Raw genomic sequence first — 23,481 nt, 5'->3', positions numbered from 1 at the left:
TTTCAGAGCGGGCGCACCTGAACCACGCCAGATGCGGGTTCAACGGCCAAGGGGTTTTTCAGCGGCAGGCCAAAGGGTTCTGCCTCGATCTCGAACACATCACCCGGCGCGGTGCTGATGCCATCGGCAAAGGAAAGCGTGGCGGTGCCAAACATGTGCACATGCAGATCGCCGGGCTGGCGGAACAGCGCGTATTTGAAATGGTGGTGTTCCAGATTGGCGAAACTATGCGACATGTTCGCCTCGCCCGACAGGAACGGTTTTTCCCAGATCACCGCGCCATCGCGCCGGATGCGGCTGGTGCCACGGATATCGGCGGGCAGATCACCCACCAGAATCTCGGGGCCGAAGGATGCCTGCCGCAGTTTCGAATGCGCCAGATAGAGGTAGTTGATGCGTTCGGTCACATGGTCGGAAAATTCATTCGCCAGCGTCCAGCCGATGCGGCAGGGCGTGCCATCGGCAGCGATCAGGTAGATGCCCGCAATCTCGGGCTCTTCGCCCGCGTCCAGCGCAAAGCCGGGGCTTTGCAGCGCGGCACCGGGGGCCACGGCGGCGGCACCGTTGCCCTTGTAGAACCATTCCGGCTGCACGCCTTCATGCCCCGGCGCGGGGCGGCCGTTTTCCAGCCCCATGCGGAACATCTTCATCGAATCCGTCATCTCGGCCTCGGGTTTCGCGTGCATCGCATCCCGTGTGGCGGCAGAGCCCAGATGCGTCAGCCCCGTGCCGGTCAGATGCAGATGCGCCGGATCGGGGTGCATGACGGGAAAGGTTACGCGGCCCGCAGCGGCCAGCGCCACCAGATCCACCGCCTCGCCCAGCCCATGCGCGGCAATCACCTGCGCCAGTGAGCGGCCCTGTTCCGCCGCCTCGACCGCCAGCGCATAGGTGCTGGCCGCCCCCCGCACCACGGCGGCCTCTGACCCGTCGCGCGCCACTACGGCAAGGCCGCCCGGCCCCGTTATCTGAGACAAAAGCATGCCTGCACCCTATTTCGACTTGTTGTAAACATCGAAGATCACGGCAGCCAGCAACACCAGCCCCTTGATCACCTGCTGATAGTCAATGCCGATGCCCATGATCGACATGCCGTTGTTCATCACACCCATGATCAGCGCCCCGACCACGACACCCAGTATCTTGCCAACCCCGCCCGACATCGACGCGCCGCCGATGAACACCGCCGCGATCACGTCAAGCTCGAACCCCGCGCCCGCCTTGGGGGTGGAGGAGTTCAGCCGCGCCGCCACGATCATGCCCGCCAATGCCGCCAGCACGCCCATGTTGCAGAAGGTAAGAAACACCAGCCGGTCGGTCTTGATGCCGGAAAGTTTCGCAGCCTTCTCATTGCCGCCAAGGGCATAGATGCGCCGCCCGGTGGTCGTATTCTCGGTGAAAAAGGCGTAAAGCACGGTCAGCACCGACAGGATGATGACCACGTTCGGCAGGCCCCGGAAGGACGCGAGCTTCCAGCCCACGAAGATCAGCGCCGCCGCCACCACCGCGTTGCGGATGATAAAGACACCCATCGGTTCCGGCGTGATGCCGAATTCGGCGTCGCGGATCCGGGCGCGCCAGCCCACGTAAACCACCACCAGCGCGGCCAGCGTCACCAGCGCCAGCGCCGTCATGTTGGGCCGCCCCACCCCGAACATGTCGGGGATGAAGCCGGTGGACAGCGACTGGAACGCCCTGGGGAACGGGCCGATGTTCTGGCCGTTCAGCAGCCACAGCGTAAGCCCGCGGAACACCAGCATCCCCGCCAGCGTCACGATGAAGCTGGGGATGCGCCAATAGGCGATCCAATAGCCCTGCGCGGCCCCGATCAGCAGGCCCACCAGCAGGCACGAAGGCACCACGGCGATGACCGGCCAGCCCAGCGTCACCGTCAGATAGGCCGCAACCGCCCCGGTGAAGCCCACGACAGACCCCACCGACAGGTCGATATGCCCTGCCACGATGACCAGCAGCATCCCCAGCGCCATGATGATGACGTAGGAGTTTTGCAGGAAGATGTTGGTGATGTTCTGCGCCGACAGGAAATCGATCGGGTTCGCCGGAACCACCCGCAGGATGACGGTGAAGAACAGCACGATGGCCACAAGCGCCATCATCATCCCGCTTTCGCGCATATGGCCGCCCAGTTGCGCGCCAAGGCCCTTGCCGCCTGCCATGGTTTTGGTCTGGTCGCTCATCACGCCGCCTTTCCGTTGTTCTTGAGGATCAGGGCCATGATGCGTTCCTGGCTGGCCTCGGACCGCGCCAGTTCGCCCAGAATGCGCCCCTCGTTCATCACGTAGATCCGGTCACACATGCCCAGAAGCTCGGGCATTTCGGAACTGATCATCACCACCCCCCGGCCCTGCGCGGCCAGATCGTTCATGATGCCGTAGATTTCAAACTTCGCGCCCACGTCGATGCCGCGCGTGGGTTCGTCCAGGATCAGCACCTGCGGGTCGGTGAACAGCCATTTCGACAGCACCACCTTCTGCTGGTTGCCGCCCGACAGGTTCACGACCTTCTGGAACACGCCGGGGGTGCGGATCGCCATGGCACGCCGGTATTTCTCGGCCACCGCAGATTCGCGCCGCTTGTCCAGCACGCCGCGCTGCGCCACGCCCGGCAGGTTTGCCAGCGTGATGTTGCGCAGGATCGGTTCTTCCAGCACAAGGCCCAGCACCTTGCGGTCTTCGGTCACATAGGCCAGCCCCGCCGCCACCGCCTTGGCCACGGTCGATGTATCGGCCACCTGCCCGCCCATCATCACCTGCCCGGTGATGTTGCGCCCATAGCTGCGGCCAAAGATGCTCATCGCCAGTTCGGTGCGGCCCGCGCCCATCAGGCCTGCGATGCCCACGATCTCGCCCTTACGCACATGGAACGCGGCGTCGCGGATCATCTGGCGGTCTTTCTGATCCGGGTGCCAGACGTTCCAACCCTTCACCTCCATCAGCACTTCGCCGATCTGCGGCGTGCGGTCGGGGTAACGGTGCGCCATGTCGCGGCCCACCATGTCGCGGATGATGCGTTCCTCGGTGATGTCGGCTGTGTCCAGCGTGGAAACAGTGGCCCCGTCGCGGATCACGGTGATCCGGTCGGCCACGCGGGAAATCTCGTTCAGCTTGTGGCTGATCATGATGGATGTGACGCCCTGCGCCTTCAGCTCCAGCAACAGATCCAGCAGCTTCTGGCTGTCATTTTCCTGCAAGGCGGCGGTGGGTTCATCAAGGATCAGCAGGCGCACATCCTTGGCCAGCGCCTTGGCGATTTCCACCAGTTGCTGCTTGCCGACGCCCAGCTTGCCCACCTGAGTTGCGGGTGCGTCGGTCAGCCCAACCTTGCGCAGCAGGGCTTCGGTCTGCTGCATGGTTTCGGGCCAGTTGATCACGCCACCCTTGGCGCGTTCATTGCCCAGAAACAGGTTTTCGGCGATGGACAGCAACGGCACCAGCGCAAGTTCCTGATGGATGATGATGATGCCGCGGTCTTCGCTGTCGCGGATGCCACGGAAGGCCATTGTTTCGCCATTGTAAACAATGTCACCCTCATAGCTGCCATGCGGATAGACGCCCGACAGAACCTTCATCAGGGTGGATTTGCCTGCGCCATTCTCGCCGCAGATCGCGTGGATCTCGCCCTGCTCGACCGCCAGCGTCACGTTGTCCAGTGCGCGCACGCCGGGGAAGGTTTTCGAGATTCCCCGCATTTCCAGAAGTGCCATTTTTCTTGCGCCCTGCAATTTGGGGATGGGGCGGCGGATGCGGAATGATCCCGCGCCGCCGCCCCATTTGTCTTACTTCAGCTGATCGGCGGTGTAATAGCCCGAACCCACAAGGATTTCCTCGTAGTTCGACACATCGACCGGCACCGGCTCCAGCAGGTAGGACGGCACGACCTTCACACCGTTGTCATAGGTGGTGGTGTCGTTGATTTCCGGCTCGCCGCCGTTCAGCAGCGCATCGACCATGCCCACGGTCACGCGGGCCAGTTCGCGGGTGTCCTTGAACACGGTCGAATACTGTTCGCCCGCGATCATGGATTTCACCGACTGCACTTCGGCGTCCTGCCCGGTCACGATCGGCATCGCCAGATCGCCCGAACCATAGCCCACGCCTTTCAACGACGAAAGGATGCCGATCGACAGCCCGTCATAAGGGGAAAGCGCGCCATGCAGCACCTTGTCGCCATAGTTGGCCGACAGCAGGTTATCCATGCGGGCCTGTGCCACGGCACCATCCCAGCGCAGCGTGCCGACCACATCCATGCCCATCTGGCCCGACGGGATCACGATGTCGCCCGAGGCGATCAGCGGGTCCAGCACCGACATCGCGCCGTTGTAGAAGAAGAAGGCGTTGTTGTCATCCGGGCTGCCGCCGAACAGTTCGACGTTCAGCGGTTTGGTGTCGGGGAAGCGTTCCTGCATCCCGGCCACAAGGCTGGTGGCCTGCTGCACGCCAACCTTGAAGTTGTCAAAGGTGGCATAGTAATCGACGCTGCCGGAATCGCGGATCAGGCGGTCATAGGCGATGACCTTGATGCCCGAGGCTGCGGCGTTGTCCAGCGCGTTCGACAGCGTGGTGCCGTCGATGGCCGCGATGACCAGAACCTTCACGCCCTTGGTGATCATGTTCTCGATCTGGGCCAGCTGGTTCGGAATGTCGTCTTCGGCATATTGCAGATCGGTGCCGTAACCGGCGGCGGTGAACTGTTCCACCATCGAATTGCCGTCGGTGATCCAGCGGGCCGAGGATTGGGTGGGCATGGCGATGCCGATGGTGCCCTTGTCCTGCGCTGCGACCGGCGCAGACGTGACGATGGCCGCTGCCGCCAGTGCGGCCAGCGTCCGTGTGAAGCGTTTCATTGTCGTCCTCCCATTGCCGCACCGGGCGCGGCCCAGGTGGCGGTTCTTGTGTCGGTGCCGGTTGCGCGCGGCACCCGGATCAATTGGCGCACCCCTCCTTGGGCGCGGGCCAAGCCATCGCAAGTCTTTCCATGCCGGTCAAATCATATTATGGCAGGTTGATATATCACTTCTGGTATGGATTTGGGTGATGACCGAAGATTTTCTGCGCCGGGGGCTGAAACTGGCGCATCTGCGCATCGTGGCGGGGCTGGCGGAGACCGGGCAGATCGGGTTGGCCGCCGACCGGCTGGGCATCACGCAGCCCGCCGCCTCGCGGCTTCTGGCCGAGGTGGAGCGGATCAGCGGCCATGCCATTCACGCCCGCACCGGGCGCGGCGTGGCGCTGACGCCCGAGGGGCAGGCCTTGGCGCGGCGCGCAGCAAGGGTGCTGATGGAGATTGCCGATGCCGGGCGCGAACTGTCGGAACTGGCCAAAGGTGCCGGCGGGCATGTGCGGCTGGGTTCCGTCACCGGCCCCGCGATGGACCGAGTGTTGCCCGCGCTGCGCGCCGCACGTCTGTCGCTGCCGCAGGTGACGGTGGAGGTGGTGGTCGCCACATCCGACATTCTGGGCGATCAGCTGCTGGCCGGGCGGATCGACTTTGCCATCGCCCGCCTGCCCGACCGCGCCGCTGCGGGCCTGTTCGAGATTGCCATGCTGGCCAGCGAGCCGGTCAGCCTGATGGTGCGGCGCGGCCACCGGCTGATGACGGCCATGCCGCTGGTTCCCGCCGATCTGATGGCCTTTGACTGGGTGATGCCCGGCCCCGATGCGATCCTGCGCCGCACCGTGCTGGCGCGGCTGCGCGCGCTGGGGCTGCCCGACCCGCCGGGCCGGGTATCGACCTCGTCCTTCCTGCTGACGCTGGCGCTGTTGCAGCAGACCAACGCCATAGCGCCGCTGGCCCGCGCCGTGGCCGAGCGTTTCACCGCCGATCCGGGCAGCCCCTACGGCGTGCTGCCGTTGGATCTGGGGATCGAGGTGGAGCCCTTCGGCCTGATCCGCCGCGCCGGGGCCAGCCTTACCCCTGCGGCGGAACGCATTCTGGCGCTGATCCTGCAACCGCCCGAGGGGTGACGGGGCGCAGGCCTGAGGTGCCGGGCAAAAATCCTCGGAAGGATTTTTTGCAAATTTCTTTGAAGAAATTTGGCCGCGGGAAAGGTTGCGTTATCCCGCGGGCCTCTGCGTGACGGGCAACGGCAGAGGCCTCCGGCGGGGATATTTTTGCCAATGAGAAAGCGCAGCGCGGTGTCAGGCGGGTTGTGGTGCCAGCACGAAATCGAAAGCCACTTCGACAAAGGGCGCGGCGAAGCCTGCATCGGCCATGCGGGCGGGATCGTCCACCGGCTTGAACGTCGCCATCAGCCCGTCCTTCACCCCGAACACCGCATCCGAGGCGATATAGGGATCGTCGGGGTCGAAGATATGCGTGACCAGCGTGGCCAGCCCTTCGGCCTCGATGATGTAATGCAGATGCGCAGGGCGGTAGGGGTGGCGGCCCAGCGCGGCCAGGAGCTTGCCCACCGGGCCGTCATCGGGGATCGGGTAGAATTTCGGTTTCACCCCCTTGAACCAGTAGCGCCCGTCCGCGCCGGTGCGAAACACGCCGCGCAGGTTGAAATCGGGCTGGATGCCTTTTTGCTGCACGTCGTAGAAGCCCTCGTCATTGGCCTGCCACACGTCGATTTTCGCGCCTGCCACCGGGTTGCCCGCCGTGTCCAGAATGCGGCCATGCACCAGCATCGGCGTGCCTTTCTGGTCAAGGCAGATATCTGCGCCCATCGGCAGTTCCGGGGCATCGGCCACATGGAACGGCCCCAGCACGGTGGATTCCGATGCCCCCGAGGGTTTGCGGTTGTTCACCGCATCCACCAGCATCGACACGCCCAGCACATCGGAAAGCAGGATGAATTCCTGCCGCCAGTCTGTGCAGGTATGGCCGGTTTCGGTCAGGAACAGGATGGCCTGCATCCATTCGTCCTGCGTCGGTTCAATTTCCTTCACCGCCTCGTGCAGTTTGCGGGTGATGACGGCCATCACCTGTTTCAGCCGTTCGTTGCCCGCATTGGCATTGCGGGCGATCACCACCTCGGCCGAGGTTTCTTCGGTGAAAAAGCCGGATTCATGGGATGTGGTCATGGCTACCTCGCCAGCAGGGTTGTCAGGACGCGGCGCAGTTCGGCCACGGGATCGGCGGCCGGCGTTTCCGACCGCCAGGCAATGTGATGGTCGGGCCGCACCAGAAGGCAGCCCGCATCGCGGATCTCCGATGCGCGGGCCCAGTCGCCGGTGTGATCCTCGACGGCGCGGCGCGGGCCGATCAGGTGGCAGCGGATCGGCAAGCCCAGTTCGGCGGCCAGCGTTTCGGCAGCCGCGACCCAAGCCTCACCCCCGATGCCGGTCAAGAGGGTGAACTGCCCCTTGCCGCAAAGGTCGAGGGTGGAGAGCTTTTCGCCGGATTTGGCGAACACCCAGACATGTGGCAGGCGCGCGCCGGGCCAGGTGGTGGGGGCATAATGCAGTTCGGCATCCTTTTCGAAAGCGGGTTCCGGCTGGCCGTCGGTCAGGATGGCATCCGACCGGTAGCGCTGGTTCATCTCTACCCCGTGGCAGTCGAATTCGTATTTCTTGAAGGCGAAGGCCTGCCTGAGCGCCTCGCGCTGCGCCTCGGCCTCGGGGGCGGCCGTTACCCGCGCATCCATGTTGCGCTGGATCTTTTCGTGATCGGTGCCGCCATCCATGCCCAACGCCTTGAAAATCGGGCCGAATTCACCGATCGACTGGTTGGCGCGGGTCACGATCTGCCGCGCGATGGGCGCGCGTTCGGCGGAATAGCTGTCAAGCAGCCGTTCCCCCGCCTGCCCTTTCAGCACCGCCGCCAGTTTCCATGCCAGGTTGAAGCCATCCTGAATCGAGGTGTTCGACCCCAGCCCGTTCGACGGCGGGTGCCGGTGCGCGGCGTCGCCCATGATGAACACCCGGCCTTTCTGCATATGGGTGGCGAACATGTTGTTCACCGTCCAGACGGATGCCCCCAGCAGTTCGATCTCCAGCGCCGGGTCGCCCACCAGTTGCCGCGCCACCTGCGTGGCCATGGCTTCATCCACCACCGGGGCGGGGCCGTTGATGTCATAGCCCCAGACGATCAGCCATTCGTTCCAGGGCCGCACCATGCGCACCAGACCCATGCCGATGCCACCCACGTCGGCCCCCGGCTGCATCACCCAGTAAAGCACCGAGGGGCGGTGGGCGACATAGCGTGACAGATCCGCGCGGAACAGGATGTTCATCGACCCGCCCACACCCATGCGCCCCTCGAACGGCAGGCCAAGATGCTCGGCCACCAGGCTGTTGCCGCCATCGGCCCCCACCAGATACTTTGACCGCACCGTGAACGTGCCCCCGGTCAGCCGGTCGCGGCAGGTGGTTGTCACCCCTTCGGCATCCTGTTCGTGGCTGATGTATTCGGTGCTCATCCGGGCCTGGGTGCCGCGCGAACAGGCGGTCTTGAACAGCAGGGGTTCCATGAAGGTCTGCGGCAGGTCGTTCATCTTGCAGGGCGAGGACAGCAGGTGTTCGGCCATCGACAGGGGGTGGTTGCCCCAGCTTTTCATCCGGCCGATCTCCTCACCCGCCAGACTCTCGCAGAACACATTCTCGCCCATCAGCTCCTGCGGGCTGGCGTGCATATAGGCCTCGCCCTCGACCTCCGACCCCAGATCGCGCAGCACCTCCATCGTGCGCTGGTTGGTGATATGCGCGCGCGGCGTGGTGGCCAGCCAGCGGTAGCGGTTGATCACCATATGCGCCACGCCGTAACTCGCCAGCAGCGCCGCCGTGGCCGACCCTGCGGGGCCGGTGCCGATGATCAGAACATCTGTGGTTATGTCGGCCATCACGTCTCTCCCTCAGAAATATCCCGCCCGACCAGCCTGCGCTGCACCGGGAACAGGTGAATGCCGGTCCTGTCGGAAAACAGGCCCCAAAGCCCGCGCGGTGCCACCAGCATCACCACGATGCCGATGATCCCCAGCGCGAACAGATACCAGCTGCCGTAATCGGCAAAGGCCGATTGCAGCGCAAAAAAGATCAGCACGCCCAGAATGGGCCCCTCGATGGTGCCGATGCCGCCGATCACCACGATGAAGATGACATAGGCCGTCCACTGGCTGACGTTGAAGGCGGCGTCGGGGGAAATGCGGGCGGTCTGCACGAAGATCAGCGCGCCGCACAGGCCGGTGCCGAAGGCCGCGATCAGGAAGACAAACCATTTCATCCGGCCCGCATCGACGCCCACCGATTTCGCCGCCTCGGTGTTGTCGCGCACCGCCGACAGCGCCAGCCCCAGCCGGTTGCGCAAAAGCCAGTAGATGCCGCCTATGGTGGCCACCGCCAGCGCCAGCGCCAGCCAATAGGCCAGCACATCGCGCGCCGCCGCCTCGCGCAGGCCGAACAGCGCCTGCACTGCTGATACACCCCACATGTCGCCCGTCGCCTCGCGCGGCAGCGATGTGCCGGTGCCCCCGCCCAGCGCCTTCCACTGCGCCACCATCAGCCGCGTCACCTCGGCGATCACCCATGTGCCGATGGCGAAATAGGCCCCCTGCAGGCGGAACGCGAAATAGGCCGTGGGCACGGCCAGCAACAGCGCCGCCACCCCGCCCGCCAGAATCGCCGGTATCGGGTCCACCCCCCACAGGATCACCGCGCCGAACATCGCGTAGGCCCCCATGCCGACAAAAGCCTGCTGGCCCACCGACACCAGCCCGCCATAGCCCGCCAGAAGGTTCCAGAACTGCGCCAGCACCAGCATGGTCAGGATGAAGAACATGTCCTGTATCAGCCCGCGCCCGGCAAAGACCGGCAGCACGATGGCCAGCGCGATCAGCCCCAGCGCCACAAATCCCGCGATATGTCCCGCCCGGGTGCGGGTCTGAACCCTGTAGCGCATCAGTCCACCGCCCGGGGAAACAGGCCGCGCGGCCTGACCAGCAACACCAGCAGAAAGGCCACATGCCCGGCCAGTATCTGCCATTCGGGGTTCACCGCCGCCCCCACTGTCTGCGCCACGCCGATGATGATCCCTCCCGCCAGCGTGCCCCACAGACTGCCCAGCCCCCCGATGATCACCGCCTCAAAGGCATAGATCAGCCGGGCGGGGCCGATCGCCGGATCGAAATTCGCCCGCATGCCGAAATACAGCGCCGCCACCGTGACCACCAGCATGGCCACCCCGGTCGCCATGGCAAAGACATGCGCGGGCCTGATACCCATCAGGCTGGCCGTCACCGGATCATCCGACACCGCCCGGAACGCCCGGCCCAAAGCGGTGCGGTAGAACAGCGCGTTCAGCCCCACGATCACCGCGATGGCCGAGGCGAAGGTCAGCAAGGGCATCACCCCCACCGTGACGATCCCCAGATCGGCCGAGGCCGTCTCCAGCCCGCCCGCCGAAATCTTGCGGCTGTCGGCCGAAAACCCCTCCAGCAAGGCGTTTTGCAAGGCGATGGACAGGCCGAACGTCACCAGCAGCGGCGGCAGGATGTCCTTGCCCAGCGTGCGGTTCAGGACCAGCCGCTGCAAGCCCCATCCCAGCCCGAACATCAGGGGCGCCGCCACCAGCGCCGCCAGAAACGGGTTCAGCCCCGACAGCGTGACCAGGATCAGGATCAGATAGGCCCCCATCACGATCAGGTCACCATGCGCCAGGTTCACCAGCCGCATGATGCCGAACACCAGGCTCAACCCCGCCGCGAACAGCGCATAAAGCCCGCCCAGCAGCACACCCTGCACGATGGTATCAACTCCGATCACGCCGTCCGCCTTTCGTCCTTGTAAAGACACCCACTTCGCAGACCTCCACCGCCGGCCACCCACGGGTCGCAGTACGCAAGGGCGCAGGTTTCCCATTTTCTGCCCCTAAATATCCCCGCCGGAGGCCTCCACAGCGGCAACGACCGGCCCTCCTCGGGGCTTGTCCCGTGGCAACGCCGCGCAAGGGGGCTCGATGCCCCCGCGCGCGGCTCCCCCGCCCCGGTTTCCACGGCCAGCGGGGGGGAGCCGCCTTCGGGGGCATCGAGCCCCCTCAGGCGGCGTTGCCACCCGGTGAGACGCCGACCGAGGCGGCGGTCGCCTTGGTGGAGGCCTCCGGCGGGGATATTTAGGGGCAGAAAATGCGCAAGGTGGAGGATGGTCATGCGGGCGCTCCGAAATAGGCGGCGTGGATCGCGTCGCGGGTGATGTCGGCGGGGCGGCCGGTCAGGGTGACGCGGCCTTCCATCAGGCAATAGACACGGTCGGCCACGCGCAGGGCCTGGGCGATGTCCTGCTCCACGATCACCAGCGACGCACCCCCCGCCTTGATCTGCGGCAGGGCGGCATAGATGTCGCGGATAACCACGGGGGCGAGGCCAAGGCTGATCTCGTCACACAGCATCAGTTCAGGGTTGGCCATCAGCGCGCGGCCGATGGCGACCATCTGCTGCTGGCCCCCCGAAAGCGCCGTGCCGGGGGAATGGCGGCGCTCGCGCAGGATGGGGAACAAGTCATAGACAGTTGCCAGCGACCACGGCCCTTTGGCGCGGCGGGTCTGGCCGCCGATCAGCAGGTTCTCCTCGACCGACAGCGAGGGGAAGAGCCGGCGCCCCTCGGGCACCATGCTGATGCCGCGCTGCATCACCTGATCGGCGGGCAGCGCGCCGATGGGGGCTCCGTGGTGCAGCACCTGCGCGGGGGCCGAGCGCAGCACGCCCGCGATGGCGCGAAGGAGCGTGGTCTTGCCCGCGCCATTGGCCCCGATGATCGCCACGGTTTCACCGGGCTGAACGGTGATATCCACGCCGAACAGTGCGCGGAAGTCGCCGTAATTGGCCGTCAGGCCCCGGGTTTCCAGCAGCGGTGTCAAATCTCGATCCCCAGATAGATCTCGCGCACCTCTTTCGAGGCCATGATGGCGGCGGGTTCGCCGATGCCGATCACGCGGCCGAAATCCAGCACCAGCAGCCGTTCCACCACCGCGTTCAGCGCGTGCAGCACATGTTCGATCCAGATGATCGTGGTGCCCTGCGCATGGATGGCCCTGATCGTGGCCACAAGCGCCTGACATTCGCCCTCGGTCAGCCCGCCCGCGATTTCATCCAGCAGCAGCAGTTGCGGCCCGGTGGCCATGGCGCGGGCCAGTTCCAGCCGCTTGCGTTCCAGCAGCGACAATTGCCCGGCCGGCGTGTTGGCGCGGCGCATCAGCTCGGTCTGTTCGAGGATGTCGAGACAGGCCGCGGTCACGGCGCGTTCGGGCAGGCGGCGGCCAAAGCTGGCGGCGGTGGCCAGGTTTTCGAACACGGTCAGCTTTTCAAACGGTTGCGGGATCTGGAAACTGCGCCCCACCCCGGCCTGCACCCGTTTCATCGCGGGGTCGCGCGTGACGTCGCGGCCAAGGAAGTCGATGCGCCCGGCATCGGCGCGGATATTGCCGGTGATCAGGTTGAACAAGGTCGATTTGCCCGCGCCATTCGGCCCGATGATGCCCAGAGCCTGCCCGCGCGGCACGTCAAAGGTCACGTCATCGGTGACCGTCAGGGCACCGAAGCGTTTCGAGACATTGTGCAGGCTGAGGATGGTCACTGGAATCTCCGGGGTTGGCCGCGCCCCGGGCGGGGCGCAGCCGTGGCGTCCTGTCAGGCCAGCGCTTCCATCACGCCGCCGGTCGGGATCATCGGCGCGGTCTGGTTGTCGACCACCACCAGATCGAAGGTGCCATCGGCCTTGCGCCGCCACTGGCCGCCGACCAGCGGGGTCTTGCAGACGTTGGCGGCGGCGAAGGGTGGCAGGCCCGCGCCGTTGAAGGCCACCTTGCCCACGATCGTATCCATGTCGGTCGCGGCAATCGCCGCCGCCACCGCTTCGGGGTCAGCGGCGTCATCCACCCGGCCCATGACATTGGTGGCCATTTGGAACAGCGAATGGATGAAGCCGATGGGCTGCGTCCACGGCCGCCCGGTTTCCGCCGTGAAGCCTGCCGCAAGGTCTGCCGCCGACTGGCCGGTGAGGGACGAGGCGAAGGGATGCGTGTTCGACCACCAGACCTCGGACGACAGGTTGTGACCGGCCTCGCCCAAAGCCTCGACCGATTGCGGGAACAGGATGGCCTTGGCCACCGTCGCCGCCTTGGGCGCAAAGCCCTGCTGCTTGGCCTGATTCCAGAAGGTCGTGAAATCGGGCGGGATCACCACGCCGGTCACGATCTGGGCATTTGCCGCCTTGAAGGCGTTGATCTGCGCGGTGAAATCGTCGGTCAGGTTCTGATAGCGGCCCGGGTCGTTCAGCGTGTAGCCTGCGGCGGCGAAACCGGGGCCCACGCCCACGTTCGGGTCGCCCCAGGCGTTGCCGTCGGCATCATTGGGGAACAGGCCGCCGATGGATTTGTTGGTATCAAGCTGGTTCCACATATTCAGGAACACGGCGATCACATCTTCCAGCCCCCAGAAATAGTGGAAGGCGAAATCGAAGGGTTTCCAGGACGCCGGATCGCCCGGGTTGCCCTGCTGGCCAATGAACCACGGCTGCCAGGGGGCGGCGGTAGAGATGACCGGCATGCCCTCGGCCTCGCATGTCGTGGCGACGGGGTTGGTGTTTTCGGGGGTGGAGGCGACGAGCATCAGGTTGATCTCGTCGTCGATGATCAGTTCCTTGGCCACTTCGGCGGCGCGGTTGGGGTTCGACTGGCTGTCCTTGACGATGACCTCGAAATTCGCCCCGGCCTCGGACGCAAGGAAGGCCTTGATGTTGTAGGCGTCGCTTTCGGCGAAACCGGCCAGCGGCCCGGATTGCGGGCTGACATAGCCAAGGCGGATCTTCGCGCCCTGGGCCAGTGCGGGGGCGGCAAGGTGGCTGCTGGCCAGGGTAAGGCCGGTGGCGGCGCTGGTATGCAGGAAACGGCGGCGTGTCAGCATGGTGGTTCCTCCCTTGATGGCTTCTGGCCTTGGTGGTTTGTGACCTTGATGGCTTATGGCCCTGGTGGCCCTTGATTGGCGTCAGGTGGCGGGGCGGCGGCCTTCCCAGGCATCCTGCAACAGCGCGCGGATGGCGCTGCGGTCAAACGGGCGCGGGTTGGCATAGGGGTTCTGCACGGCAATATCCGCCGCGCGGTCAAGATCGGCCTCGGTCAGGCCAAGGTCGGCCAGCCGCAGGGGGGCACCCACCGCACTGGCAAAATCCCACAGGCCCGCGCCGGGGCTGGTGCCAAAAGCCTCTGTCACCGGGGCCAGCAGACCGGGCACGGCGGCACCGTTGAAACCTGCGGTATGCGGCAAGAGGATGGCATGGGTATCGGCATGCGGCGTGTTGAAACTGCCGCCCAGCACATGCGCAAGCTTGTGATGCAGCGCCATCGACACATAACCCAGCGCGGTGGAACACAGCCATGCGCCATACAGCACCTGCGAGCGTGCCTCTGTGTCGCGCGGGTCGCGGGCGATCATGGGCAAACCGTCGCGGAAGGCGGGCAAAGCCTCGCGGCACATGGCGGTGATTACCGGGTTGCGGTCAGTGGCATAGAAGGCCTCGACCGCATGGGCGATGGCGTTCAGTGCCGAAGTCACGGTCAGCGCGGGAGGCAGGGTCAGCGTCAGGTCAACGTCATAGATCACCACCTCGGGGCGGATGCCCGGGTCGCGGCGCGTGGTTTTCTGGCCGCCCGCCGTTTCGCCCAGAATATCGGTCATTTCCGACCCGGCATAGGTGGTGGGGATCACCACCTGATCAGCCCCGGTGCGAATGGCGATGGCCTTGCCCAGCCCCGTGGTCGATCCGCCGCCCAGCGATACGACCGCCGTAGCACTGGAAGCCTTGAAGGCCGCCAGCGCGGTTTGCGTCACCTCGACCGGCGTGTGCATGGCGGCTTGCGCAAACACCCCCGCCGACAGCGCGCCAAGCCGGGCCGACAGCGCCTCGGCATCCGCCTGCTGGCCTTCGGTTGACAGCACCAGCACGCGGGAATGGCCCAGCCGTTCCACCTCGGCCCCCACCTGCGCCAGCGTGCCAGAGCCGAAGATCACCCGCGTCGTCAGGCCGGGGAAAACAAAGGGGTCCATCACGCCTCCTGCCTGGCCAGCGTGGCAAGCATCTGATCCAGAACATTGATCTCGGCGCGCGACACCTCATGCGACCGGCCCGGAAAGCATTCGGCGCGCAGTTGCGCGCGGGCGCGGCCGCAGGCCTCGACCGCAGCGGCAAAGGCCGGCAGCGGTATCCACGGGTCGGCGTCGCTGCCGGTCAGATACACCGGCATGCTGCCCAGATCGGCGACGGGCCGCGCGGCATCGCCCACCCGGCAGCCGGTAAAGGCCACCAGCCCGCCATGCCATGCCCCGCGCAGCAGCGCATATTCCAGCGCCATGCAGGCCCCCTGGCTGAATCCCGCCAGCAGCAGCGGCACCTGCGGCGTGCCGATGGTTGCGGCGATCCGGTCAAGCCCCGCCACCAGTTGCGCCTGCGTGGTTTCTGTCAGCGGATCCACCGCCTTGGCATCATACCAGACCTTGCCCGGCGCACGCGGCAACACATAGGCCACCCCGGGCACCGTCAGATGGCGGATCACCTGTTCCTGCATCTCTTCCGGGGTCTGGCCCCGGCCATGCAGGAACACACACAGCGCACGCGCCCCGGTCTGGGGCGCGCCAAGGGTCAGGGGGGCGTCATCGGCCTGCATTCAGAACGCCGCCGGTTCCAGGCCTTCGGTCAGCTCCGCCCGACGATGCTCGAACCACGGCGGGAACACCAGGGTCGAGCCGATGGCATCGGCGGGTTCGTCCAGCGCCCAGCCGCCCTCAACCGACCAGGCGATTTCAAACAGCGCGCCACCCGGGCTGCGCACATAGCAGGATTTGAAATAGTTGCGGTCCTTCTGGTCGGACACGTCGGTAAAGCCCATCCCTTCGAGATGCGCCTTCAGCTTCAACTGGTTTTCCTCATTCCCTGTGTTCAGCGCCAGATGGTGAATCGTGCCGCCCGCCAGCGTCCATGTGCCCTGCGGCCCGGTGGTTTCGTGCAGAACCTCCACCACCGATGATGGCCCGCCGGGGTTGGGCACGGAAAACATCAGGCCCTCGTCGCTGTCGGCCTCTTTGGTCATGCCCATGCCGATGGTCAGGAAATCATCCATCGCCGTGCGGTCCCAGACCGCGACGCCACCGCCATAGATGCCCAGAATGCCATGCGCCGGACCGATGCCCTGCGCGTCATTGGTGATGGGAGCGCGGGCGTCGGCGGGGTTTTCCACCAGTTCGTGCGGAATGCCGCAGGGATGTTTGAACATCACCCGGGTCAGGCCGAACCGGCTGCCCTTTTCCGCCGGGATGCCACACTCGTTCAGCCGGTTCACCCAGAATTCGGCGGCCCCCACCGGAATGGCCTGCATGATGGTTTTCGACTGGTTGGTGCCGCGGCGGCCAAAGATGCCGGGCTTGCGGAACGGGAATGTGGTGATGATGGTCGAGGCATCACCGCCGCGCGCCCCGTAATACAGGTGATAGACCGGAATGGTGCCATCGAACAGCACCGTGCGCTTGACCGAATGCAGGCCCAGCGTCTTGGTATAGAAATCATAGTCTTCCTGCACCCCGTCGGTGCTGAGTGTCAGGTGGTGGTAGCCGCTTACAAAGGCCATCGTCAGATCCTCCCTCGGGTCGGTTGTGGTGTGTGGCCAGCCAGCGGGGCCAGCACGAATGTCACGTTCAGCCGCCACGCCCCCGCCAGGTCAGGGTCAGGCGTGATGTCGGCCAGCAGTTCCGGTTTCACCGCGAACATCGCATCGCGCGCCAGCGCCGGGTCGCTGCGGTCAAACACATGCGTGGTCAGCACCTGGCATCCGGGCGCGGTCACGCGGAAATGCAGATGCGCGGGCCGTTCCAGCGCCAGGCCAAGCCCGGTCAGCACCCGCCCCACCGGGCCATCATCGGGAAGCCGGTAGCCCTTGGGCCGCACGGAATGAAAGCTGAACCGGCCCAGCGAATCTGTCACCAGCCGGCCGCGCAGGTTGAATTCGGGTTGCAGGTCGGGTTCCTGATTCTCGTAGACGCCCGCACCATTGGCCTGCCACACCTCGACCAGCGACGGGCCCAGACCGGCCCCGGCCAGATCGGTGATCCGCCCCGTCACCCGCAGCGGCGCACCGCTGCCATCGCGGCAGATGCTGCCACCATTGGCGGTTTCAGGCACATCGGCGCGGTAGAACGGCCCGGCCACGGTATTCGGCGTGGCACCAAGCGGGCGCTGCGCGTTCATATCCTCCACCAGCGTGGACACGCCCAGCACATCGGCCAGCAATACCCATTCCTGCCGCCGCGCGTCGGCGCTGTGGCCCACCTCGGTCAGAAAGTCGATCACGGCGCGCATCTCGTCTGCCGAGGGGCGGGTTTCGGCTACCAGCGCATGCACATGCTGCACCGCCGCCAGCAGGCCGCTGACCAGCCGGCCCTCGCCCGTGGCGATCAGCCGCTGGGCCAGATCGTGCAGGGGCGCAGACGGCACCAGTGATGGTTGATTTCCCTCCAAGGCATCCTCCCCGATCCCTGTCGGAATGTTAGCGTCGGAGCACAGAAAGTTGATGCTTATTGCGCCACACAGTATACCATTCTGTTATGCGCCTGAACGAACGCCATCTCATGCAACTTGCCGCCGTGATCGACGCGGGCGGCGTCTCGGAAGGGGCGGCGCTGCTGGGCCTGTCGCAGCCCGCCGTGTCGCGGTCGCTGGCCATGCTCGAGGCGCGGGTGGGCGAGCCACTGTTCCAGAAAGGCAAACGCCCGCTGCAACCCACCGCGCTGGGGCTGCAACTGGCCGGTCAGGGCCGCATCATCATCGCCGCCTCGCGGCAGGCCTCCGATGCGGTGCAGGGTTTCCTGCGCGGCACCAAGGGGCAGGTGCAGGTGGGCGGCGTGCCGTTCTTCATGGATGCGATGATCTCGCGCATGGTGGCAGAATTCCAGAACATCGAGCCGGATGTGGCGGTGCACCAGTCCTACGGCAACCTGCCAGAGCTTTCACAGGCGCTGGAAAGCGAAAAGATCGACCTTGGCATCGTGCCGATGGGCCTGCTGGATGTGGCCCCGGGGTTCGAATTCACCGAGATTCTGCCGGGCCGCAACATCGTGGCCTGCCGCATGGCGCATCCCTTGCTGCGCAAACCCCGGCTGCAAACCTCGGATCTGACGGATTTTCCCTGGGTGGCCCCCCTGCCCGGCTCGCCCCTGCTGTCGGACCTGCATTCGATCCTTCTGACCATCGGCATGTCAGATCTGACGATCCGCTATTCCGGCGGGTCGTTGATGAGCGTGATCAACTACATGGCCGAAACCAATGCTCTGGCCGTTCTGCCGCATTCGGTGGTCTTTGCCACGCGGAAAGAGGCGCGGATCACCGTGCTGCCGCTGGAGATACCGCAGCCCAACCGGTCGCTTGGCATCTTGCGCCGGGCCGGGGTGCAACGGTCGCAGGCGGCTGACCGGTTCGCGGCCTTTGTGACAAAGGCCTTTGTGGAACTGAAACACCTGATCAAGCGGCACGAGAATGCGGTGGTCTGGGGGCGGTGAACAGGCGCTGTGCGCTGCTGCGGTGTTGCAGTCGCGGGCGGCGGGCCCATCTTTGCAAATGAAACAAAGGGGCAGACCATGGGACAACTGATCGACGGCGCGTGGAGCAGCGAATGGTATGACACCCGCGCGACCGGCGGGCGGTTTGAACGCACCACCACCACATTCCGCAACTGGATTACACCCGATGACAGCGCCGGGCCGTCAGGTAGCGGCGCATTTCCGGCCGAATCCGGGCGCTATCACCTTTATGTCTCGCATGCCTGCCCCTGGGCGCACCGCACGCTGATCTTCCGCAGCCTCAAGGGCTTGCAGGAGCATATCGGCGTGTCAGTGGTGCATCCCGACATGCTGGATGACGGCTGGACCTTTGCCACCGATTTTCCGGGCGCCACCGGCGACGCATTGTTCGGCCTGCCCTTCCTGCGTAACATCTACACCCGCGCCGATCCGGGCATTTCGGGCCGCGTGACGGTGCCGGTGCTGTGGGACACACTGCGCGAAACCATTGTCAGCAATGAATCGTCGGAAATCATCCGCATGTTCAACAGCGCCTTTGACGGGCTGACTGGAAACAGCGCCGATTACTGGCCCGAACCGCTGCGCGAGCGGATCGAGGCGTTCAACACCCGCATCTATGACTCGGTGAACAACGGCGTCTACAAGGCCGGTTTCGCCACCACTCAGGCCGCCTATGATGCCGCCGTGCACCCGCTGTTCGACAGCCTCGACTGGCTGGAGGGGCATCTTGCCGACCACCGCTATCTGCTAGGCGATGTGATCACCGAGGCCGACTGGCGGCTGTTCACCACGCTGTTGCGGTTTGATCCGGTCTATCACCTGCATTTCAAATGCAACCGGCGGCGGATCGTGGATTACCCGCATCTGTGGGCCTATGCCCGGGCGCTTTACCAATGGCCGGGCGTGCGCGAGACGGTGCATTTCGACCATATCGTGCGCCACTACCACTACAGCCACGCCACGATAAACCCGCACAGGATCTTGCCGATCAACCCCGTGCTGGATTGGGATGAGGGGCATGGGCGGGGGTGACACTCACACCCCCCGCCACTTCCCCGCTCTCCGTTCCCACGGCTGGATCACCCCGTAATCCAGCACCAGCATCACGGCCACAAAGCTGAGCGCATAGGCCATCACGCCGGGGATGTCGAACAGCTGGAACCGCAGGTGGATCTGGAAGCCCACGCCATCGGAGCGGCCCAGAAACTCCACCACAAGCACGATTTTCCAGATGACGGCCAGCCCGTTGCGGGCCGAAGCCGCCATGTAGGGCGCCAGTTGCGGCAGCACCACATGGCGCAGGCGGGCCAGCGGGGTCAGACGGTAGACCTGCGCCATCTCGGCCACCGCGCGGTCCAGCGTCCGGGCGCCTTCGCGCACCGTCACCAGCACCATGGCGGTCTTGTTCACCGTCACGGCCACCACGGCGGCCAGTTCGTTCAGCCCGATCCACAGATAGCACAGCACGATCACCACCAGCGCGGGCAGGTTCAGGAAGATCATCACCCAGGGGTCGGCCCAGCGGTCAAGCCTGCGCCAGCGGCCCAGCGCCAGCCCCAGCGCGGTGCCCAGGCTCATCGCCAGCGCAAAGGCCAGCGCCACGCGCAGCAGCGTGGCCCCCACATGCCGGGCCAGCGCGCCTGACGCGGCCTCATCGGCCACCTCAACCATCACCTCCCACGGGCCGGGCAGAACGCGGGGGTCGGCCTTGGCCCAGGCCAGCGCCGCCCAGAACAGCACAAAACCGGCCATCGACAACAGGAATATCACCGGGTCGCGTGTTGTCTGGCGCATGGTTCCTCCGCCCGCCGGGGGTGACGCGGTTTCATTCTGTCGGGCCGGATCGCCCGCCGCGCGCTGCCGGTTGCTTGTTGCGCGCCGCAACGAAAAACGCCCGCCAAGGCGTGATGAGTGGCCCCCGCGCCACATCCGACGCAGGCGAACCTTAAGCCGTGCCTGCCCGCGATGCGCCTCTACCTTCGTCCTATGGCCGCAGGGGCCGGGATGCGCCTATCGTCCGGCCCATGCGCAACTTTCTGGCCCTTGCCCTGTGGTTCCTGTTCGCCCCGCTGCTGGCTGCAGCGCCGCTGGAGCAATCGGCGATCGAAGCCTTCATCGTGCCACCCTATGCCCTGGGCGAGCCGCTTAACGACAATGGGGTGTGGTCGCTGCGCAATTCGGGCGGGGCCGAGGCGGGCTATGTCTTTGAAACAGAACCGATGGCCCCCCTGCCCGGCTTTTCCGGCGCGCCGATCAACATGCTGGTGATGCTGGATCTGGAGGGCAGGTTCATCGACGTGCGGCTGATCGCGCATAACGAGCCGATTTTCGTCTCGGGTCTGGGCGAGGCCCCGTTCCACAAGTTCTTCGAGCAATACCGCGGCCATTCGATCAACACGGCGCTGGTGGTGGGCACACCTTACGGCGAGGCCGGTGCGGGGTCTGATCTGGTTTACCTCGACGGCGTGACCAAGGCCACCGCATCGGTCCGCATTGCGCATGAATCGCTGCTGGCGGCAACGTTGCAGGTGGCGCGCGAAAAGATGCAGGGCATCAGCACCGCCCCGCCCGCCTATCCCGACCCGGATCATGCCGAGCCGCTGGACTGGCCCGCGCTGGTGGATCAGGGGCTGGCGCGCAATCTGCGGGTGACGAATGCCGAAATCGACGCGGCTTTCGCGGGCACGCTCTGGGCGGATGACGACCCTGAGGCGCAGGCCGACCCCGAGGGCCTGTATCTTGACCTGTGGCTGGTGGATATCGGCCCGCCCGCCATTGCCCGCGCCGTGCTGGATGACGATGGCTTTCGTGACCTGCAACGCTTCATGGCCGTTTCCGACCATGACGAGCCGTTTCTGGTGATCGACGCCGGGCGGCACGGGCTGGTCAGCCCCGATTTCGTGCGCAACACCGCGCCAGACCGGCTGTCGGCGGATCAGGATGGCCTGCCGGTGGCGCTGCGCGATGCCGATCTGATCTTTTCCACCGCACCCGGCGTGCCCGAGGGCAGCGCGATGATCCTGCGCACCGACCGGCGGCTGGGGCTGGACCCCACGCGGCCCTGGGTGCTGAACGTGCAGGCTGTGCGGGAACACGGCATGTTCCAGCCCGAATCCGGCACTGTCACCCTGTCTTTGACCCACGCCACGCCCGAGCGGTTCTTTCTGCGCCCCGGCGTGGTGGAACGGCTGGCCCCATGGCGCGAGGCGATCTTCAACCGGCAGGCCGATCTTGTGGTGCTGGCGGTGTTTCTGGCGGGGCTTTTGCTGGCCTTGGGGCCGGGGATGCACCGGTTGGCTGCCATGGCCACATATACGCCCGTCAGGCTGGTGGTGCTTGCCTTTGTCACCGCCTTCATCGGCTGGTGGGGGCAAGGGCAGCTGTCCATCGTCACCCCGCTGGCCACCCTGCGCACGGGAGTCGAGGGCGGTTCACTGGCCTATCTGCTCTATGATCCGTTCTCGCTGGCCATCTGGGGCGTGACCATCGCGGGTTTCGTTCTGTGGGGGCGCGGGCTGTTCTGTGGCTGGCTTTGCCCCTTCGGCGCGTTGCAGGAGTTTGCGCATCATCTGGGCCGCCTGCTGCGCCTGCCGCAATGGCAGCCGTCGGTGCTGTGGGACGGGCAGCTGAAGCGGGTGAAATACGCGCTGCTGGCGGGCATGCTGGTGACGCTGGCCCTTGCACCCGACCGGGTCGACCTTGTGGCCGAGGTGGAGCCGTTCAAGACCGCGATCACCACATTTTTCCTGCGCGAATGGTATTATGTGGCCTATGCGGCGGGCTGGCTGGTGCTGGGGATGTTCACCTTCAAGGGGTTCTGCCGCTATGTCTGCCCGCTGGGCGCGGTGATGGCCATCGGCGGGCTGATCCGGGGCCGCGACTGGATCGCGCGGCGGGCGGAATGCGGATCACCCTGCCAGCTGTGCCGTGTGAAATGCAGCTATGGCGCGATAAAGCCCTCGGGCAAGATCGACTATGCCGAATGTTTCCAGTGCCTTGACTGCGTGACCATCCATGACGACCCCAAGGCCTGCGTGCCCCTGATACTTGCCGCGCGGGGGCGGCGGCCCTTGATGCCTGCGGTGGCGGAATGAAACGGCGGCGGTTCTTGCAGGTGGCGGCGGCGGCGCTGCTGCCGCGTGCAGCGCAGGCGGGCGACTGGCGCTGGCAAGGTGTCGCATTGGGGGCCGAGGCGGAGGTGGTGCTGCGGGGCGAGGCCGGGGCAGCCCAGCGCGTCTTGGCCGCCATCCCGCCGTTGCTGGCCCGGATCGAGCGAGAGTTCAGCCTGTATCGCGCGGATTCGGCGCTGGTGCGGCTTAACGCTGCGGGGCGGTTGGCCTCCCCCTCGCCCGCGTATCACGCGCTCTGCGCCCTGACCGATGTGCTGCACAAGGCAACGGACGGGATATTTGACCCCACGGTGCAGCCCCTGTGGCGGGCGCTGGCGGATGGCGGCGATGTGGCTGCGGCAGCGCGTGCCACCGGCTGGCGGCGGGTGCGGCATGACGGGGCCGTGGTGCTGGCCCCCGGCCAGGCGCTGACCTTCAACGGCATCGCGCAGGGTTTTGCCACAGATGCGGTGCGCGCGCTGCTGGCGCGGCACGGCTTTGACCATGCGCTGATCAACATCGGCGAATTTGCCGCCCTTGGCGGGCCATTCGCGCTGGGGGTGGCCGACCCCGTGGCCGGGATGCTGGCGCAGCGGCAGATCACCGGCGGGGCGGTGGCCACCTCCAGCCCCGGGGCGATGACCATCGGTGGGCGGGCGCATATCCTGCATCCGCAAGGTCTTGCGCCGCTGTGGTCCAGCGTCACGGTCGAGGCGGATACGGCGGCGCTGGCCGATGGCCTGTCAACGGCACTGGTCTTTGCGCCGCGCGCGGCGATTCCCGGCATCCGCGCCCGGCTGCCCGGGGTGGGGCGCATCACGCTGGTGGATAGCGCGGGCGATCTGACCAGCCTTTAGC

General features: G+C 65.9%; 21 protein-coding genes. 5 read left to right on the top strand and 16 right to left on the bottom strand.

What is annotated here, in order from left to right; genetic code table 11:
- Positions 1-2: 2 nt before the first annotated feature.
- The 4 genes from araD1 to chvE form a co-directional block, all read right to left on the bottom strand.
- A complete protein-coding gene (gene araD1, locus GEU84_RS00200) occupies positions 3-983 on the bottom strand; it encodes an AraD1 family protein (protein WP_152823499.1) in 981 nt (326 codons plus the stop codon).
- A 9-nt stretch (positions 984-992) separates the two neighbouring features.
- Positions 993-2,198, bottom strand: a complete 1,206-nt coding sequence (gene mmsB, locus GEU84_RS00195; RefSeq protein ID WP_152823498.1) for a multiple monosaccharide ABC transporter permease — start codon at positions 2,196-2,198, stop codon at positions 993-995.
- Positions 2,198-3,724, bottom strand: coding sequence for a multiple monosaccharide ABC transporter ATP-binding protein (gene mmsA / locus GEU84_RS00190; protein WP_152823497.1), 1,527 nt, complete (start codon positions 3,722-3,724; stop codon positions 2,198-2,200). Before mmsA ends, mmsB begins: the two co-directional genes overlap by 1 nt.
- 72 nt (positions 3,725-3,796) lie before the next feature.
- Positions 3,797-4,864, bottom strand: coding sequence for a multiple monosaccharide ABC transporter substrate-binding protein (gene chvE / locus GEU84_RS00185; RefSeq protein ID WP_152823496.1), 1,068 nt, complete (start codon positions 4,862-4,864; stop codon positions 3,797-3,799).
- Between the two features lie 190 nt (positions 4,865-5,054).
- Here chvE and GEU84_RS00180 point away from each other — a divergent pair, with 190 nt between their 5' ends.
- Positions 5,055-5,984, top strand: a complete 930-nt coding sequence (locus tag GEU84_RS00180; RefSeq protein WP_152823495.1) for a LysR family transcriptional regulator — start codon at positions 5,055-5,057, stop codon at positions 5,982-5,984.
- 174 nt (positions 5,985-6,158) lie between these two features.
- On the opposite strand, the gene GEU84_RS00175 is transcribed toward GEU84_RS00180, so the two are convergent.
- From GEU84_RS00175 to GEU84_RS00125, 11 genes are all read right to left on the bottom strand, one after another.
- Entirely contained in the window at positions 6,159-7,046 is an 888-nt protein-coding gene (locus GEU84_RS00175; protein ID WP_152823494.1) for an intradiol ring-cleavage dioxygenase, read from the bottom strand.
- Positions 7,047-7,048: 2 nt separating this feature from the next.
- On the bottom strand, positions 7,049-8,803 hold the full coding sequence (locus GEU84_RS00170) for an FAD-dependent oxidoreductase (RefSeq protein WP_152823493.1): 1,755 nt from the start codon (positions 8,801-8,803) through the stop codon (positions 7,049-7,051).
- Positions 8,803-9,858: a branched-chain amino acid ABC transporter permease gene (locus tag GEU84_RS00165; protein WP_152823492.1), complete on the bottom strand. Its 1,056-nt coding sequence runs from the start codon at positions 9,856-9,858 to the stop codon at positions 8,803-8,805. Before GEU84_RS00165 ends, GEU84_RS00170 begins: the two co-directional genes overlap by 1 nt.
- A complete protein-coding gene (locus tag GEU84_RS00160; protein WP_174539234.1) occupies positions 9,858-10,721 on the bottom strand; it encodes an ABC transporter permease subunit in 864 nt (287 codons plus the stop codon). Before GEU84_RS00160 ends, GEU84_RS00165 begins: the two co-directional genes overlap by 1 nt.
- A 379-nt stretch (positions 10,722-11,100) precedes the next feature.
- Complete coding sequence (locus GEU84_RS00155) at positions 11,101-11,811, bottom strand: ABC transporter ATP-binding protein (RefSeq protein WP_217438491.1); 711 nt, start codon at positions 11,809-11,811, stop codon at positions 11,101-11,103.
- The gene (locus tag GEU84_RS00150; RefSeq protein ID WP_174539233.1) at positions 11,808-12,527 is read right to left on the bottom strand and encodes an ATP-binding cassette domain-containing protein; all 720 of its coding nucleotides are present in this window, start codon (positions 12,525-12,527) and stop codon (positions 11,808-11,810) included. Before GEU84_RS00150 ends, GEU84_RS00155 begins: the two co-directional genes overlap by 4 nt.
- 53 nt (positions 12,528-12,580) lie before the next feature.
- Positions 12,581-13,855, bottom strand: coding sequence for an ABC transporter substrate-binding protein (locus GEU84_RS00145; RefSeq protein WP_152823490.1), 1,275 nt, complete (start codon positions 13,853-13,855; stop codon positions 12,581-12,583).
- A gap of 81 nt (positions 13,856-13,936) precedes the next feature.
- Positions 13,937-14,995 carry a maleylacetate reductase gene (locus GEU84_RS00140; protein WP_152823489.1) on the bottom strand — a complete coding sequence of 353 codons (1,059 nt, stop codon included), beginning with the start codon at positions 14,993-14,995 and terminating at the stop codon, positions 13,937-13,939.
- Positions 14,995-15,612: an alpha/beta hydrolase gene (locus tag GEU84_RS00135; protein ID WP_152823488.1), complete on the bottom strand. Its 618-nt coding sequence runs from the start codon at positions 15,610-15,612 to the stop codon at positions 14,995-14,997. Before GEU84_RS00135 ends, GEU84_RS00140 begins: the two co-directional genes overlap by 1 nt.
- On the bottom strand, positions 15,613-16,569 hold the full coding sequence (locus GEU84_RS00130; RefSeq protein ID WP_152823487.1) for a VOC family protein: 957 nt from the start codon (positions 16,567-16,569) through the stop codon (positions 15,613-15,615). It lies immediately after the preceding gene.
- Positions 16,570-16,571: 2 nt separating this feature from the next.
- A complete protein-coding gene (locus GEU84_RS00125; protein WP_217438490.1) occupies positions 16,572-17,432 on the bottom strand; it encodes a dioxygenase family protein in 861 nt (286 codons plus the stop codon).
- A 134-nt stretch (positions 17,433-17,566) separates the two neighbouring features.
- On the opposite strand from GEU84_RS00125, the gene GEU84_RS00120 reads away from it, so the two are divergent.
- Positions 17,567-18,493 carry a LysR family transcriptional regulator gene (locus tag GEU84_RS00120; RefSeq protein WP_241427535.1) on the top strand — a complete coding sequence of 309 codons (927 nt, stop codon included), beginning with the start codon at positions 17,567-17,569 and terminating at the stop codon, positions 18,491-18,493.
- 78 nt (positions 18,494-18,571) lie between these two features.
- The gene (locus GEU84_RS00115) at positions 18,572-19,546 is read left to right on the top strand and encodes a glutathione S-transferase family protein (protein ID WP_152823484.1); all 975 of its coding nucleotides are present in this window, start codon (positions 18,572-18,574) and stop codon (positions 19,544-19,546) included.
- A 3-nt stretch (positions 19,547-19,549) separates the two neighbouring features.
- On the opposite strand, the gene GEU84_RS00110 is transcribed toward GEU84_RS00115, so the two are convergent.
- Entirely contained in the window at positions 19,550-20,308 is a 759-nt protein-coding gene (locus GEU84_RS00110; RefSeq protein ID WP_152823483.1) for an ABC transporter permease, read from the bottom strand.
- A gap of 230 nt (positions 20,309-20,538) precedes the next feature.
- On the opposite strand from GEU84_RS00110, the gene GEU84_RS00105 reads away from it, so the two are divergent.
- Positions 20,539-22,608, top strand: coding sequence for a 4Fe-4S binding protein (locus GEU84_RS00105; protein WP_152823482.1), 2,070 nt, complete (start codon positions 20,539-20,541; stop codon positions 22,606-22,608).
- On the top strand, positions 22,605-23,480 hold the full coding sequence (locus GEU84_RS00100; protein ID WP_152823481.1) for an FAD:protein FMN transferase: 876 nt from the start codon (positions 22,605-22,607) through the stop codon (positions 23,478-23,480). The genes GEU84_RS00105 and GEU84_RS00100 overlap by 4 nt, the downstream gene beginning before the upstream one ends.
- The last annotated feature ends 1 nt before the right edge of the window (position 23,481 follow it).

Source organism: Fertoeibacter niger (assembly GCF_009380135.2).
GTDB lineage: Bacteria > Pseudomonadota > Alphaproteobacteria > Rhodobacterales > Rhodobacteraceae > Fertoeibacter > Fertoeibacter niger.
Note: the sequence above shows the minus strand (reverse complement) of the source record. Positions and strands in the feature narration are given on the sequence as shown.